This is a genomic window from Photobacterium angustum, assembly GCF_002954615.1.
Taxonomy (GTDB): Bacteria; Pseudomonadota; Gammaproteobacteria; order Enterobacterales; family Vibrionaceae; genus Photobacterium; species Photobacterium angustum_A.
This window is the reverse complement of record NZ_MSCJ01000002.1, coordinates 22,606-37,393: the sequence shown is the minus strand read 5'-3', so window position 1 is coordinate 37,393 and position 14,788 is coordinate 22,606. Positions and strand designations below refer to the sequence as shown.

Genomic DNA, 14,788 nt, shown 5'->3' with positions numbered 1-14,788 from the left:
TTATTTAGGATTTTGGATGAAAGCTGCAACCGCACATATAGATACTGAAGCATTAGCCCACAATTTGGGGTTGATCCGTCAACACGCACCAAATAGTAAAGTTTTGGCGGTCGTAAAAGCCAACGCTTATGGGCATGGCTTACTTCGTGTTGCTCAAACGCTTACGAATGTTGACGCGTATGGTGTTGCTCGTATTGAAGAAGCATTAATTTTACGTGCAGGTGGGATCGTAAAACCTATTTTATTATTAGAAGGGTTTTATGCACCGAGCGATCTTCCAGTATTAGTGACCAATAATATTCATACTGTGGTTCACTCGATTGAGCAATTGGAAGCATTAGAACAGACTGAGCTTGATAACCCTGTGCAAGTTTGGGTGAAAATTGATACCGGTATGCACCGCTTAGGTGTACGTCCAGAAGATCTGACGGATTTTATGGCACGTTTAAATGCCTGTGAGAATGTCGCAAAGCCATTACGTTTTATTAGTCACTTTGGTAATGCTGATGATTTAAGCTCTGATATTACGTTAAAGCAGCTAGATACCTTTTTGGATTTAACTCAAGATTATCAAGGTGAGCGTTCATTAGCCGCCTCTGCGGGTATTTTAGCGTGGCCTGATAGCCAGCTAGAATGGATTCGCCCGGGGATCATTATGTATGGTGTTTCACCATTTAATGAGTCTGAACGTTTTGCTTCTGCTTATGATTTAAAGCCTGTGATGACATTAACCTCTAGCCTGATTGCTGTACGTGATGTCAAAAAAGGTGAGCAAGTCGGTTACGGTGGTATTTGGACGAGTGAGCGAGATACCAAAGTCGGTGTGATTGCGATTGGATATGGCGATGGTTATCCACGTACTGCCCCCAACGGCACACCAGTGCTTGTTAATGGTCGTATTGTGCCGATGGCAGGGCGTGTTTCGATGGACATGCTAACGGTGGATTTAGGGCCAGATGCACAGGATAAAGTCGGCGATACTGCAACATTATGGGGCGAAGGATTACCTTCTGAGATTGTGGCTGAGCACATTGGCACGATTGCGTATGAATTGGTCACTAAATTAACACCACGGGTTGCGATGGCATATACGTGATGCATTAAACATTGGACGATAAGCTTTAATGGAAGAAAGAAAATTAAAAGCCGTGGCGTATGCTGCGGCTTTGTTGGTTTCAGCCGATATTCATGCTGAAAATGAATTACTTGATATTGATGGTTCTGAAGCGGTACAAAATACCGATTCAGATATTGCTGCAGTACCTTTTATGTTTTCTACCGATAGCATGGGATTGTCTATTGGTGCCGCAGGTGTTGTCAAAAAAGCAGGGCAACCACAAGCTTCACTATTAGTCGCTGGGCTGGTGACAGATAAAGGCACATGGATGACGTATCTGGGGGCTTATAATTACGCGTTATCTGCCGACAGCCGTTGGCTATTTGGAGCAGAGCTTTACAGTGGTGATTATAAAGATTTTAATTACTATGTAGGAAAGGCGACCCAAAATGATTCCCACCTCGATGATAGGATCATTGCTGATGCGCAAGAGTCAAGGCATCAATTAAGTGCGCGTTATATTTTGCCGATTGGACAAGGTAAGCATGATCCTATTCAATCTGCACTTTATCCTAACCGTCAATTAACAGGTCATACGCCATGGGAAAGCGGCGTATCATCAATAGATTTTCGCCCGTTCTATCAATCTCGTCAGTTTGCTAAAAACACACCGATCCCTTCTTCAGATTTTTCACATAATGACAGTGTGTGGGGGCTAGAAACTCGGTTTGAATGGAACAACCAAAACAATACTGCGAATCCAACCCAAGGCAGTAAAAGTCAATTTAAACTGACATATGCGCCTGATACCTCAGAGCAAACAAGCTGGTGGAAATGGGAAATAAACCAAAGTTGGTATTTGAATTTAGGTAAGCTGGATAACTTATTTGATCAGCAAGTCTTGGCGTTTAATGTGTATACCGCTGATACCCCAAGTTGGAATACAACGGACTCAAAAGATGGTTATCATCGTCCACCTGAATATGCAGGAGTCAAACTGGGGGGCTTATATCGCTTACGGAGTTTTCAAACGGGGCGATATGTTGGGCGATCAGCAATCAGCTACAGTGCAGAATATCGCGTGATGCCAGAATGGCAACCTCTGAGTGAATGGCCTGTCTTTAATTGGTACAACGTGCCTTGGTGGCAGTGGGTAGCATTTGCTGATGTTGGTCGTGTTGCGGATAGTTACAATCTCTCTGAGTTGCATTCAGACATGAAATGGAGCGCTGGTGGCGCAGTACGTTTTCAAGTCGAAGGTGTTGTTGTCCGAACCGAAATGGCGTGGGGCAGTGAGGAAAGCACCTTTAGAGTGATGGTTAACCAGCCGTTCTAGTATTAAATATAAAGCACTTAACCGTCATTGTTAGAGGTAAGTGCTTTTTTGTATCTTCAATATGCTATTCGCCTTGAATAGTGATCACGACTTGGCGAGAGCCGCCATGATCACGGTGCTCACCTAAATAAATACCTTGCCATATACCCAATGCTAAACGTCCTTGTGAAATAGGGATCGAGATACTATTACCTAACAATGAACTTTTAATATGTGCTGGCATATCATCATCTCCTTCATAGGTATGTCGATAATATGGCGCACGTTCTGGTACAAAATGATTAAAATGTTTCTCCATATCATGACGTACCGTAGGATCGGCATTTTCATTAATGGTTAAGCTTGCCGAGGTGTGTTGGAGAAAACAATGGACTAATCCAACGCTTAAAGGTCGGATCTCATGTAAATGTTGCTCTATTTCCTCAGTGATAAGGTGAAAACCGCGCTTTTGAGGAGTAAGATTAATTGTTTTTTGATACCACATGGCTATTTACCTATAGGTTTAACCTTTTAGTTTGATTAGTTATTCGCATTATTACATTGATGCGAAATACAGGTATGATGCATTCCAAGTTTTCGTGATTTACCGCAATGACGATCTTTTTCTTTTCGCGGCATCATCACAAGTGATCAAAATTATAAATAAGCCTGCCATCATAGGCTAATGAGCAAAATCGGGGATCTTTCGCAAACAGTGTATGGGTGCGAAAGATAAACATAACAAAATTAGGATATTTTTATGTTGAAGAACATCAACCCAACGCAAACTCAAGCGTGGCAAGATCTAACCGCACACTTTGAACAAGCTCAAGATTTCCAATTAAGCGACTTATTTGCTAATGATAGCGCTCGCTTCTCTAAGTTTTCTGCGCAATTTGGCTCAGATATCCTACTTGATTACTCTAAAAACCTTATCACTGAAGAAACACTAACTAAGCTGTTTGCTCTTGCAAAAGAGACAGAGCTAGATGCTGCTATTGCAGATATGTTCAGTGGTGAAAAAATTAACCGTACAGAAGATCGTGCAGTACTTCACGTAGCACTACGTAACCGTAGTAACACACCAATTATGGTTGATGGCGAAGATGTGATGCCTGCTGTGAATGCTGTACTTGAGAAGATGAAGTCTTTCTCTGATCGCATCATCAGCGGTGAATGGAAAGGTTACACAGGTAAAGAAATTACCGATATCGTGAACATCGGTATCGGTGGCTCAGATCTTGGCCCTTACATGGTGTCTGAAGCGCTAGGTGCTTATAAAACGCGCCTAAACATGCACTTTGTTTCTAACGTTGATGGCACACACATTGCTGAAACGCTAAAAGATCTTAACCCTGAAACAACATTGTTCTTGATCGCATCAAAAACCTTCACGACTCAAGAAACCATGACTAATGCGCTATCTGCACGTGACTGGTTCTTAGCAAAAGCAGAAGATAAAGCACATGTAGCGAAACACTTTGCTGCGCTTTCAACAAACGGTGAAGCCGTTGCTGAGTTTGGTATTGATACTGACAACATGTTCGAGTTCTGGGACTGGGTTGGCGGCCGTTATTCACTATGGTCTGCAATCGGTCTATCAATCTGCTTGTCAGTAGGTTTTGATAACTTTGTTGCGCTACTTGATGGCGGTCATGCAATGGACAAACACTTTGCAGAAGCACCATTAGAGCAAAAGCTACCGGTTATCCTTGCGCTTATCGGTATCTGGTACAACAATTTCCACGGTGCAGAAACAGAAGCGATTCTTCCTTATGATCAGTACATGCATCGTTTTGCAGCGTACTTCCAGCAAGGTAACATGGAATCAAACGGTAAATACGTTGATCGTGGCGGTAACCCAGTGGATTACCAAACAGGCCCAATTATTTGGGGTGAACCTGGTACCAATGGTCAACATGCTTTCTACCAGTTGATCCACCAAGGCACGAAATTGATCCCATGTGATTTCATTGCTCCTGCGATTAGCCATAACCCATTAGGCGATCACCATCCAAAATTAATGGCGAACTTCTTCGCGCAAACTGAAGCACTAGCATTTGGTAAGAGCCGTGAGAAAGTTGAAGCAGAATTCTTTGCTGCGGGTAAATCACAAGAAGAAGTGAATGAACTAGCAGAATTTAAAGTATTCGAAGGCAACCGCCCAACGAACTCAATCTTAGTGAAAGAAATTACGCCTTATACACTAGGTGCATTGATTGCGCTTTATGAGCACAAGATTTTCACTCAAGGTGTTATTTGGAATATCTTTAGCTTCGATCAGTGGGGCGTAGAGCTTGGTAAGCAACTGGCTAATCAAATCCTGCCAGAGCTAAACAATAAAGAAGAAGTATCAAGCCACGATAGTTCGACTAATGGTTTGATCAATGCATTTAAACAATGGCGAGCATAATCTTAGGCTAATGTACTAAGTTATATGTTTGTATAATAAAAACGCCGCTAAATAGCGGCGTTTTTTTATCTTTTCAGTGATGGTTATTACAGTGCAATAACTTCGCTAGCTTGTGGGCCTTTCTGACCATCCGTCACGATAAACTCAACACTTTGGCCTTCACGTAAGGTGCGGCGCCCTTGAGCTTGAATAGCACTGAAGTGTACAAACACATCTTTGCCATCCGTTCCAGAAATGAAACCAAAGCCTTTGTCATCGTTGAACCATTTTACGGTTCCAGTCAGTTTACTCATGTACGTCTTTCCCTTTTAGACAAATAATATACAGTCATCTCGCAGTTATAAGTAACATGATGCGTATGACACAAACTAGTCTAGATCGAAAAAAGAGCGGAGAGTAGTCTTTTATTTAAGAATGGGTTTATTAATAAAAGACTTAATAAATAACTAGATAGCGTTAAGTTAAGCAAAGAATTTATCGTGTAATTAACGCTATAGTTTCATTGAAAAAGACGATATCAATCGAAACAAATTTCGATATAGGCTTTGCCATAGTCAGAATCAAATGGCATTAAGATGATTGCATTATCACATTTATGGGTAATGGTATGGCCTTTACCTGAAACAACCGCAGGTGTTGCCATATCAAAGTCATAGCCATTTTCAGCCAACGCACGTTTTGCACCACCTGTTACCATATTAGTAATTTCACCTACCATATCAGTAACATCTTCATTAATGCCTGCTGGACGTTCACCGAGCATTCGTTGCATGATTTCAAGAGCCAAATCTTGCTCAAACGTGATTGACATCGACCCTTTGGTTTTTGGGCCAATCATACCTATTAAGCCAGATACATCACCACGCGCAATTTCATCTTTCTTTAGTCTTGGCTTTTGTGGTGTCATTGGCATGGATGCCATGGTGTTGAGCACATTAATCAGAGATGCAAGAAAAGGGTTTATAAATTCTGCGCGCATAATTGTAAGACTTTTCGTTGTAGGTTAAATAATAGGTTTATTGCCTTGGCATTTTTCACAAATACCATGGCTTTCAACAACATGATGATTAATCTTAAAACCAAGTTTTTCTGATTTTTGACGAAGTAGTTTGGCTAACTCATCATCATGGCATTCTTCAACACAGCCACATTCATCACAAATTAATAACTGCGAACAATGATCGGCATGTCCTAGTACACAGCAAGCAATATAGCTATTTGTGGACTCCACTTTGTGAACAAAACCTTGTGCTAGGAGAAAATCTAAAGCTCGGTAAATCGTTGGCGGCTTTGCTTGCGGTTCTGAAATTTTGAGTTGATCCAATAACTCATAAGCGCTGATTGAGCTATGGTGCTCAATAATCAACGCCAACACTTTTAAGCGCTGTGGCGTAAGTCGAACGCCTCGCTCTTCACAGAGTCGCTGCGCCTTTGTTAATAATTGGGCTTGATCCGCCATAAAACCTCAAAAAACTACAATAACCGTTTTATTTTATCACAGCCTATTTGAAACATATCGTAACTTAGCAATTAAGCTGTAATAAGCTGTAGTGTTTCGTGTAGAGGATCACGTAATAATAGCAATAAGAATAAGTTAGTACTGATTTTTTCATTGATGCTTGCGGTGACTCGAAACATTCCTTTTAGGTTTTAATCATCGTTTATACGCTTCAAGGAATAGTGGGGGGTTAAGCCGAAAGGTGGAGGGCTGATTAGATTCTCTCTTATATAGTTACCACTTGGTAATAATCTTTTGTGGTTTTATTGTATTGTTGTTTTTGGTGTAACTATTGATAATACACCCATCGAAACGCACAGGCGTTTATAAACATAAAGACACAAGGTTTTATTACTCATGAAAACAGTTATTAAAGCAACTATCGCAGCCGCTATCATCGCTATGTCTTATAACGCTTCAGCTAAAGATGGTGCGTTTACAGGTAATGTTCAATTTCAAAAAGCAGCCGCTAGCAATATAAATGCCGCGCATTACCAAAAACAAGGTACCGCAGAGCGCTCACACTCAGGTGTGGTATTTACACAATCATCATCACAACTTACCTTTGCTGGAAAGCTACTGTCTGCTGCTGATAAATAAGCCGTAGATATCGGCAACAAATGCGTTGCTAAAGTTGGCGACATTATTCTGTTCTCTGCCGACGTTACTCAACCACCCATAAACAAGAACAATTAATGAGGATTTATTCGGTTTTAATGAATGGTTATTACTGGTTTTTTTATGTAACTTTTGCATTAGAAAAACTAATCAAAAATAATATTATTTCTCACTTTTAAAAGCCGATTAAACTCCTATAATGCCCCCCATCGAAACGCGACCAATGCCTTATAAATACTGTGTTTAGGCAAGGTTGTAGATTATATAAAACTTGCTTTATTAAGGAATTCATAATGTCACGTATCATTAACAAAATTGTTAGCCTATACACTCCAGTTTTCGCTTCTATGTACAAAGCGCAAATCAAATAAGTGTTTAAAGAATTAAAAAAAGGGCGTTGAAGGTAACTTCAACGCCCTTTTGCTATTTGGTAAAGAGATAACTTAAATATACTTTTGGTGCTTATTTTCTTGTAATTGAAAACAGAAAAATGAACATAATCACCGAGTTTGTGAATACAAAAGATTTCATCTGTAAGCTTATTCTATCACCACACTTTTATCGTCTAGAAAGTATGATAGAAAATAAATAAAACTCCCCCCAAAGCACAAAACTTGAATGTTACGTAAAGTGGCTTGTTCCAATTTTTAAATTTTTTCATGTTTGTGCGATAACTTTTATGAATAGGGGTTATTTTGTTACCAAGCCCTGTCTTGGTTGAATCTATATTGTCGACAAAAAACAAGCTGTTAAACGTTTTAGCAAAGTAGTAATACATTTTTTGGATCAACTTACTTCTTAAAGGACGATCAATATCAGACATCAGTATGATTCGAGGTTTATCGCTATCGTTATGAGTATGATGAGCATAAGTTTCGTCGAAAATAATCGACTCACCGTCCCTCCAAGTGTGCCATTGCCCATCAACTGAAATGGCGCAATCTTCTGAGTTAGGTGTACTTAATCCAAGAGAATAACGCAAACTCAAAGCAAATGGGTCGTGGTGTTTACCTATACGCTTACCTGGATTCAAACAAGCAAATAACGCGAGGTTCATACCTGGCACTTGCTCAATAAGCTCCATCGTTTTTGGTGCGAGTTTTCGAGCGGATGGAATGTCACAATCGTATACTTTCAAATAGAAACTGGTCCATCGATTATCTTTGTAAAAACTACTGGCGGGTAGATCATTTTTAATTGCTATATGGCCACTTTCATACAGAGCCAATGCTTCCTCTTTGATCACTTCCCAATTGTCTTGCAAAATATCAAGTTCAGGAAAATGTTTTCTTTCGAAAAAAGGGGTCAATGGAACTTTGGATAGCAAGTAGATAGGAATATTCATTGGTACCATAAAGGTCGAAAAGTCAGACATCTGGCGTTTAAAACCCAAACGATCTTTATTTCGGATACGAATAAAAACAATCGAACCGACGTAGAGTGATATAACGAAAAAAGCAAAAATCAGCATAATATTTAATCAAATTTACGAGAAAACAAACAAATACCATACTCTAACTAATAAAGAAAACCTTAAAAGCCCGAATCATGGAAAAAGGGTTGGTGATTGTGGTGGCAGATCAGCCTATGACGCATGCGGTGTTCAGTTCAGGGGAGCAAAACAGCATTACCTTAGCCTTAACCGAATTTATGTTGGACTTAGGTGCAGCCATGGCCTGTGATGATTATGAAACTCGACATAAACGCCAAGCACAAGGCATTGCGAAAGCGAAAGTTAGGGTGTAGCAGGGCGACAATCGCGAGGGTGGCTAAGTCAATTATATGATTTAAAATCAAAAGATTAACTTTAATGGTTTATGTTAAAGGCCGCTTTGTTCGCGGCCTTTTTATATAAACTCAGGTAATTGGATTACATTTTACTTTTTAATAAGGCTGCGACTGAACGAAAGACAGGTACAACAACTGAGTTACCAAATTGTTTGTACGCAGCTGTATCTGCGCAAACAATCCTAAAATCAGTATCTGTTTCATTTCGATCAAACTCTGGCTTTTCAAATCCCATTAATCTTGCACATTCTCGCGGAGTAAGTCGTCGTGGTGTCTTATATAATGAATCAAACTCAGGTGCATAACGCCCGTGCAGCTCATCATATTTCTTTTCACCCTCTTTAAGTGCAAGTTTGTATTCTTTTTCTGATGTGTTTGGATTATTACTTTTGAAGCGCTCAGCGAAGCTTTTTGCTACTTCCTCTCGTTCAAGGTTCTTTCTAATACCGTTGGGTCTGTTATCAATCAAGTATTCAGGCTCGAGTCCATCTTGGTTAATTAATATTTCAGATCCATCTTTGTAATAACGTGCTGAAAGTGTACGTGTTATTGCTTTTGGGTTTTGTGGATCAACCAACCCAAATCCAAAACCATTACCTTTGGTTTGATGCTTTAGTGCGTAGTGGTATAAATAGTTCCAAAGGTTTGGTGTCAGAGTGTATTTCTCTTTCTCTGCTTTGTTGAGTTTGCAAAGTATATTATCCACAGTGTAACGATTTTTTGGCTTCTCTATATTGTTAAGAGAAAGCTGCTTTAGCTCAGGTCTTACTTGAGTTAAATCTTTACGTATACCAACTAATACAATACGTTCACGGTGTTGCGGTGTAAAATGAGCGCCATCAATGATTGTTGGTTCAGGCTTACGTTTACGTACTTGTTTTATCGCTTCTTCAATATCTGAATCAACATTCGATATATCAGCAACCCAATATCCTGCATTATCAAGCGCCCTGATAATTGTTGCAAAGGTATTCCCTTTATCATGGCTTTTTAAATTCTTAACATTTTCAAGTACAAAGTATTTAGGCTGCCTTGTTATTAGAATTTGTTCTACATCGAAGAACAAGGTGCCTTGTGTGTCACACTCAAACCCATGCGCTCGGCCTAATGAATTTTTTTTAGATACGCCTGCGAGCGAAAATGGCTGGCAAGGAAAGCCTGCAAGAAGTAAATCGTGATGCGGTATATGCTTTAAGATGCTTGCTTGTCTGTCTTCTTCTGTCGCTTCTGTATTTCCACTCTGCGTAATTTGAGTGACATCCATATAAGAAGTATTCTTCTCTGGATTATCATTTATATCATCTAGAAAATACGGCAGCTCGTGCTCATCAACATAGTGATTAGCTAGATAAGTTCTACGTGCGGCCATATCCCATTCACAGGTAAATACGCATTTTCCACCGACATCTTCAAAGCCTTTGCGTAAGCCGCCAATGCCAGCAAAGAGATCGATGTACGTAAAACTTGGCGTATCCCAATGGGGGGGCTTTTGGGGTAAGAGTTTTTCTTTTAAATCTTCTAGCGCTTTTTCATGAAAAATAATAAAACCAGCGTTAGGGTTAGCTTTCCATTTACTTAATTTTTCACGTGATATATCACTATAATTGCCACCAAGTTGTTGAAATTTAATAGCTAGGTTTTTTTGGTCGTAAATTTCAATAAGAAGTTTTAATAGCTTATTTGTTTCTTCTAAATTTCTATGTAGGCGCTTCTCATCTTCTAGATCACCTTTAAGTATTTCGTTGTATCGCATGACTTCTTCTTGATGGGTGTTTTGTGCTTGATTCTATCACACAAAACTCCCTTTTTTGTTTTTATAATTGAACTATTGCAGTTTCCTCATATAAATCGCAAGCTGCTTTGTAAATGTCATTGATTCGCCATTGTGAGCGTCGTTTGTTTTCTTTCGGGTTATCGGGGCAATACTTAGGTGCCGGATCTAAGTAAATAATCCCTTTATGAATGGCCTGGAACAGATTCTCTGCATTAGTCTTATTACACCATAAGACCTTATTGGAAAACTTCACTTTCCATTTGTAACCATCATCTAGTGTTGCTTGGTCGTCATTAGAAATCTTCTCTGCAGGTACATAAACAACTTCATTATGTTTGGCGCCCCAGCAGTTAAGTAAACGTTCTAAAGACCAACTTGCTGCTATTTTATCTTGTCTATCGACGAGTACTACGGCCATATCCATCATTTGCTTAGTTATTGCTATTTCAGGATTATAGTCGTCGGCCTGATATTCTATTTTCTTCTTACCTGTAATCGGATCTTTGGTTTTAATGGCATGTTTGCAAATGATTTTTAGTGTTAATTGTGTTTTTGTATTTTCTTTGTATGCACGGTGTAAGCCTGTTAATCGGTATGCCCCGTCTTTTTCATAACCATAAGTTGTCATAAAAAGATTGAAGTCATCTTTGTAAAGACCACCATCAGGTTCTGGCGTGAATAGGGTAAGTTTCTTTCGTGTAAAAGATTTCAACTCAATACCAAAAATATCACCATGTTTATCGGCATTAGGCTTTATTCCGCAAGCATGTTCGAGTGTGTAACCATGTACTTGTGTACCAGTAAAAGGAATAGTATTCCCTTCTTTATTAAAGCGACAACCAAGTAATACTTTGTTTGATATTTTGTTTTTAAGAATAAGTTTTAGTTTTTCTGTCCCCGTTTCTTGTTCAATAATGATCGCTTTACATACAGAAGAACCATGGTAATTATCAAGATTTTTAAATTGTTCTACGAAGGCTTTTTTAGGGGAAACAGCAATCATTGCAATGGCTTCACCTGTCTTCGTAGCTCCGACTATTAAATAACGGGGCAGTAATTCATTACTTTTTGTGTAATCAATTGATAGTGAACGCGGCATTTTCCCGTCAACAGTTAAAAAACCTGACAATCTGGCTTCGGGATATTGTGAATATACAATCGCTTTACAAGCTTTAGTCTTCGCTGTTTGCCCTTTGTTATCTAACCACGAAAAGGATTCAAATACAGCTTCAGGAATATTCTTACCGGGGGTAGAGGCTCTTTTAGTTTGACTGGTACTAGCTTCTCTATCTCTAAAGTTCAAAGCAAAAATAGAGTTCAGTAAACTTGCATCAGAATGTATATAAATTTGATTTTTATCATTAGCATTTTTTGGCAACGCTTTAATTAATGCAATGTTACATCCATGTACTTGGAGCTGTTTGAGCACTGTATCTAAATTGTCTATGTCCGTGTGATCGAATTGATTGAATTGATACATTGGTACAGTCCTGTCGCAGAAATGAGAACAGAACATTATGATCAATTTTCCAGGCTATCAATAGGTTACGGTTTTTTGTGGTGCTTAATCTTCTAGTTTTACTTTAACTACACACCTCAGCCATACCATTCACCATCAACACCACATTCATAGAGTCGACCCATCCAACTCATTTTCATCGTTAGGGCTTTGCCGCTTTCTTTCTCGAACGTAAACCTATTGTCGCTAAGCAGTTGTTAAAATCAGGTTTACCATCTTGTTCATCGATGCGAATTGTTGCGTAGCTGCTGTGGCGTTGCTGGTAAAAAGGCTGTTAAAGCTTGGTACTGCCATTGCGATATGAATGCTTAATTAAAGTAAGGTAAACCGTTACTTTTCATTATCTTAAATACTTTTTACGTAAGTTATGTAAAATGCATAAGTTAAGTAACTTAAATCAGTTTAAAGCGGTTGGCTTTCCACTCGGCAGCATCAATTAATCCTTCATCGTAATAGCCACCCCAATCGAAAAAGAATGGGCTAAAACTGCCGCTTCCTGTGATATGGCTAACCCCAATACAAGCAATAATCATTACTACTGAAATATCTGTTACTTTGGATTTAATTGAGTTCGCGCTGGATTTTGATGTCGTTACTTAGAGAATAAGAGAAGTTAGGGTGTAGTAGGGCGACAATAGCGAGGGTAGTGAAAGAGGGTTAGGGTTGGTGTGTTGTTCGGGAATACACGGAAAGACCGCTCATCAAGGCGGTCTTTTTATCTGCTATAGCAATTCATTCGAATGGTTGCACCATCGGCAATGTAGCTAAGTAAGGCTTTGCACTTATCCATAATATTTTGGCTTTTGCTCTTATTAAGAAGCTGCGTCAAAGATTGAGTTAATCCGGCAGATTCATATTGTTCTAATGAAATGATCACCGCACTCGGTAATTTCTGATTGTCATTGCAATACGCTTTTACAGAGACTTTCTTTGGCGAACTTCTGTGATTACTGATCTCAACGATAATATTTTCTGTCATTTCTTTACCCTCGAAATAGATGAGTTAACAAAAAGCCAGCGTTATTCAGCGGTTAGCTTTTTCGTTAATGTCGTTATTCGTTATAAAAAAGGCTGGGATCTCCCAGCCTTTTTATAGCTGTTGCTAATTACATGCGTGCTTTGAAGATCGCTACGATTTCTTCTAGGCTCGCTTTGCGTGGGTTAGTTAAAGAACATGCATCGTTTAGGGCGTTTTGCGCCATGAATGCTAGCTTATCTTCAGTTACACCCAAATCAGCTAGGCGTTGTTTAGTACCTACTTTTTCAGAGAGTGCATCAATCGCTTCAAGGGCTGCATTTACTGCTTGCTCTTGGGTCATTGCTGTTGTGTCGATACCCATTGCTTTGGCAATATCAACAAAACGCTCTGGTACTTGTTTGGCGTTAAAGCGTGAAACTTCTGCCAATAGAATAGCGTTACATAGGCCGTGAGCCAGATCGTAAACACCACCTAATTGGTGTGCCATTGAGTGAACGTAACCTAGAGAAGCATTTGAGAATGCCATCCCAGCAAGGTACTCGCCGTATTGCATTGCATCACGTGCTTCGCGGTTTTGGCCGTCATTCACTGCGGTTTCTAGGTTGTTTACAATCAGCTCAATCGCTTTAATGGCAGATGCATCAGTGATGGGTGTTGCAGCTGTTGAAACATACGCTTCAACAGCGTGTGTTAATGCATCCATACCGGTTGCAGCAGTTAGGAACTTAGGCATTGCGACCATTAGCTCTGAATCGTTTACTGCAATAATTGGCGTGAAGTGCTTATCAACCACAGGATATTTGGTTTCATCTTCCTGGTTAGTGATGATTGCAAACACTGTCATTTCTGAAGCAGTACCTGCTGTTGTGTTCACGGTTACCAATGGAAGTTGTGGCTTTTTAGAAAGGTGTACACCTTTTGAGTAATCACGAATGTGACCACCGTTCGCAGCCACAAGTGCAATACCTTTAGCAGTATCGTGTGATGAACCACCACCGAATGAAATCACAAAATCAGAATGGCTGCTTGCAAGTAGCGCTAGGCCATCTTCAATATTTTTCTCAGTTGGGTTAGGTTGCACACCATCGTAAATAGTGTAATCAAGGCCGTGCGCAGTAAGCTCGTCAGTTAGTTTGCTCACTAAACCCACTTCAACTAATACACTGTCTGTCACGATAAGGGCTTTTTTCAGCTCTTTTGACGCAAGTTCAGCACCTAAAGATTGAATAGCATTAGGACCCATTAGTGTTACAGGTGGCATGTAGAAGACATTGCTCATAATAAAGCTCCGATAATATTAAGTAATTTATGTTGGCTTACCGCATGTGCCATAAGCCGGAATTTTTTACAGAGTGTGAATAGCAAAGTGAGTGTTATCGGCGCCAAATCTTTATGGTTGTTGTTGGTGTTGATGCTAACAACAGCTCACTTACCGGAAATAAACAATAAAATGAAAAGTTAACCACTATTACGTAAACGTAATAATTAAAATGGGATGTTACTTGCCGATATCTGCGGCTTATTTATCAGCAGCAGACAGTAGCTTTTCAGCAAAAGTAAGTTGTGATGCTGATTGTGTGAATACCACACCTGAGTGTGAACGCTCTGCAGTACCTTGTTTTTGGTAGTGGCCTGCATTCATAGTGCTTGCCGCTGCTTTTTGAAATTGAACATTACCTGTGAACGCACCATCTTTAGCTGAAGCGTTGTAAGACATAGCGATGATAGCGGCTGCGATAGTTGCTTTAATAACTGTTTTCATGAGTAATAAAACCTTGTGTCTTTATGTTTGTGAACGCGTTGTGCGTTTCGATGGATGTATTATTA

The 14,788-nt window shown here is 39.7% G+C and carries 15 protein-coding genes and 1 pseudogene; 5 read left to right on the top strand and 11 right to left on the bottom strand.

Annotated features, from left to right (window positions below; all coding sequences use genetic code 11):
* Positions 1-16: 16 nt before the first annotated feature.
* Both alr and BTO08_RS13760 read left to right on the top strand, forming a co-directional pair.
* Complete coding sequence (alr, locus tag BTO08_RS13765; RefSeq protein WP_105061369.1) at positions 17-1,096, top strand: alanine racemase; 1,080 nt, start codon at positions 17-19, stop codon at positions 1,094-1,096.
* 28 nt (positions 1,097-1,124) lie between these two features.
* A complete protein-coding gene (locus BTO08_RS13760) occupies positions 1,125-2,393 on the top strand; it encodes a BamA/TamA family outer membrane protein (RefSeq protein WP_105061368.1) in 1,269 nt (422 codons plus the stop codon).
* Between the two features lie 64 nt (positions 2,394-2,457).
* On the opposite strand, the gene BTO08_RS13755 is transcribed toward BTO08_RS13760, so the two are convergent.
* Complete coding sequence (locus BTO08_RS13755; protein ID WP_105061367.1) at positions 2,458-2,877, bottom strand: secondary thiamine-phosphate synthase enzyme YjbQ; 420 nt, start codon at positions 2,875-2,877, stop codon at positions 2,458-2,460.
* A 255-nt stretch (positions 2,878-3,132) separates the two neighbouring features.
* Here BTO08_RS13755 and pgi point away from each other — a divergent pair, with 255 nt between their 5' ends.
* A complete protein-coding gene (pgi, locus tag BTO08_RS13750) occupies positions 3,133-4,785 on the top strand; it encodes a glucose-6-phosphate isomerase (RefSeq protein ID WP_105061366.1) in 1,653 nt (550 codons plus the stop codon).
* Positions 4,786-4,871: 86 nt separating this feature from the next.
* On the opposite strand, the gene BTO08_RS13745 is transcribed toward pgi, so the two are convergent.
* The 3 genes from BTO08_RS13745 to zur all read right to left on the bottom strand — a co-directional run bounded on the left by BTO08_RS13745 (position 4,872) and on the right by zur (position 6,244).
* Positions 4,872-5,078, bottom strand: a complete 207-nt coding sequence (locus BTO08_RS13745) for a cold-shock protein (RefSeq protein ID WP_005372779.1) — start codon at positions 5,076-5,078, stop codon at positions 4,872-4,874.
* A 224-nt stretch (positions 5,079-5,302) separates the two neighbouring features.
* The gene (locus BTO08_RS13740; protein WP_005372777.1) at positions 5,303-5,764 is read right to left on the bottom strand and encodes a chemotaxis protein CheX; all 462 of its coding nucleotides are present in this window, start codon (positions 5,762-5,764) and stop codon (positions 5,303-5,305) included.
* A 24-nt stretch (positions 5,765-5,788) separates the two neighbouring features.
* A complete protein-coding gene (gene zur, locus BTO08_RS13735) occupies positions 5,789-6,244 on the bottom strand; it encodes a zinc uptake transcriptional repressor Zur (protein WP_006647721.1) in 456 nt (151 codons plus the stop codon).
* 396 nt (positions 6,245-6,640) lie between these two features.
* On the opposite strand from zur, the gene BTO08_RS13730 reads away from it, so the two are divergent.
* Positions 6,641-6,883, top strand: a complete 243-nt coding sequence (locus BTO08_RS13730; protein WP_105061365.1) for a hypothetical protein — start codon at positions 6,641-6,643, stop codon at positions 6,881-6,883.
* Positions 6,884-7,466: 583 nt separating this feature from the next.
* Here BTO08_RS13730 and BTO08_RS13725 read toward each other — a convergent pair.
* Positions 7,467-8,372 (bottom strand): aspartyl/asparaginyl beta-hydroxylase domain-containing protein, encoded by a 906-nt coding sequence (locus BTO08_RS13725; RefSeq protein ID WP_105061364.1) that lies wholly within the window; start codon positions 8,370-8,372, stop codon positions 7,467-7,469.
* A gap of 56 nt (positions 8,373-8,428) precedes the next feature.
* Here BTO08_RS13725 and BTO08_RS13720 point away from each other — a divergent pair.
* Positions 8,429-8,635: pseudogene (locus BTO08_RS13720) on the top strand (recombinase family protein); the annotation flags it as partial.
* Between the two features lie 136 nt (positions 8,636-8,771).
* Here the strand turns inward: BTO08_RS13720 and dcm are convergent.
* From dcm to BTO08_RS13695, 6 genes are all read right to left on the bottom strand, one after another.
* Positions 8,772-10,442 (bottom strand): DNA (cytosine-5-)-methyltransferase, encoded by a 1,671-nt coding sequence (dcm, locus tag BTO08_RS13715; protein WP_105061363.1) that lies wholly within the window; start codon positions 10,440-10,442, stop codon positions 8,772-8,774.
* A 61-nt stretch (positions 10,443-10,503) separates the two neighbouring features.
* Positions 10,504-11,943: an MvaI/BcnI family restriction endonuclease gene (locus tag BTO08_RS13710; RefSeq protein ID WP_105061362.1), complete on the bottom strand. Its 1,440-nt coding sequence runs from the start codon at positions 11,941-11,943 to the stop codon at positions 10,504-10,506.
* Positions 11,944-12,374: 431 nt separating this feature from the next.
* Positions 12,375-12,515 (bottom strand): hypothetical protein, encoded by a 141-nt coding sequence (locus BTO08_RS22345; RefSeq protein WP_198038469.1) that lies wholly within the window; start codon positions 12,513-12,515, stop codon positions 12,375-12,377.
* A 182-nt stretch (positions 12,516-12,697) separates the two neighbouring features.
* Positions 12,698-12,961: a hypothetical protein gene (locus tag BTO08_RS13705; RefSeq protein WP_045084868.1), complete on the bottom strand. Its 264-nt coding sequence runs from the start codon at positions 12,959-12,961 to the stop codon at positions 12,698-12,700.
* 127 nt (positions 12,962-13,088) lie between these two features.
* Positions 13,089-14,240: an iron-containing alcohol dehydrogenase gene (locus BTO08_RS13700; protein WP_105061361.1), complete on the bottom strand. Its 1,152-nt coding sequence runs from the start codon at positions 14,238-14,240 to the stop codon at positions 13,089-13,091.
* Between the two features lie 240 nt (positions 14,241-14,480).
* Positions 14,481-14,723, bottom strand: a complete 243-nt coding sequence (locus BTO08_RS13695; RefSeq protein WP_045154030.1) for a hypothetical protein — start codon at positions 14,721-14,723, stop codon at positions 14,481-14,483.
* Between the last annotated feature and the right edge of the window lie 65 nt (positions 14,724-14,788).

Excerpts from the sequence above, each read along its gene's own strand:
- BTO08_RS13725 (WP_105061364.1), bottom strand. The coding sequence starts at position 8,372 with ATGCTGATTTTTGCTTTTTTCGTTATATCACTCTACGTCGGTTCGATT.
- BTO08_RS13700 (WP_105061361.1), bottom strand. The coding sequence starts at position 14,240 with ATGAGCAATGTCTTCTACATGCCACCTGTAACACTAATGGGTCCTAAT.
- zur (WP_006647721.1), bottom strand. The coding sequence starts at position 6,244 with ATGGCGGATCAAGCCCAATTATTAACAAAGGCGCAGCGACTCTGTGAA.
- BTO08_RS13710 (WP_105061362.1), bottom strand. The coding sequence starts at position 11,943 with ATGTATCAATTCAATCAATTCGATCACACGGACATAGACAATTTAGAT.
- BTO08_RS13760 (WP_105061368.1), top strand. The coding sequence starts at position 1,125 with ATGGAAGAAAGAAAATTAAAAGCCGTGGCGTATGCTGCGGCTTTGTTG.
- alr (WP_105061369.1), top strand. The coding sequence starts at position 17 with ATGAAAGCTGCAACCGCACATATAGATACTGAAGCATTAGCCCACAAT.
- BTO08_RS13745 (WP_005372779.1), bottom strand. The coding sequence starts at position 5,078 with ATGAGTAAACTGACTGGAACCGTAAAATGGTTCAACGATGACAAAGGC.
- BTO08_RS13730 (WP_105061365.1), top strand. The coding sequence starts at position 6,641 with ATGAAAACAGTTATTAAAGCAACTATCGCAGCCGCTATCATCGCTATG.
- BTO08_RS13695 (WP_045154030.1), bottom strand. The coding sequence starts at position 14,723 with ATGAAAACAGTTATTAAAGCAACTATCGCAGCCGCTATCATCGCTATG.
- BTO08_RS22345 (WP_198038469.1), bottom strand. The coding sequence starts at position 12,515 with ATGATTATTGCTTGTATTGGGGTTAGCCATATCACAGGAAGCGGCAGT.
- dcm (WP_105061363.1), bottom strand. The coding sequence starts at position 10,442 with ATGCGATACAACGAAATACTTAAAGGTGATCTAGAAGATGAGAAGCGC.
- BTO08_RS13705 (WP_045084868.1), bottom strand. The coding sequence starts at position 12,961 with ATGACAGAAAATATTATCGTTGAGATCAGTAATCACAGAAGTTCGCCA.
- BTO08_RS13740 (WP_005372777.1), bottom strand. The coding sequence starts at position 5,764 with ATGCGCGCAGAATTTATAAACCCTTTTCTTGCATCTCTGATTAATGTG.
- pgi (WP_105061366.1), top strand. The coding sequence starts at position 3,133 with ATGTTGAAGAACATCAACCCAACGCAAACTCAAGCGTGGCAAGATCTA.
- BTO08_RS13755 (WP_105061367.1), bottom strand. The coding sequence starts at position 2,877 with ATGTGGTATCAAAAAACAATTAATCTTACTCCTCAAAAGCGCGGTTTT.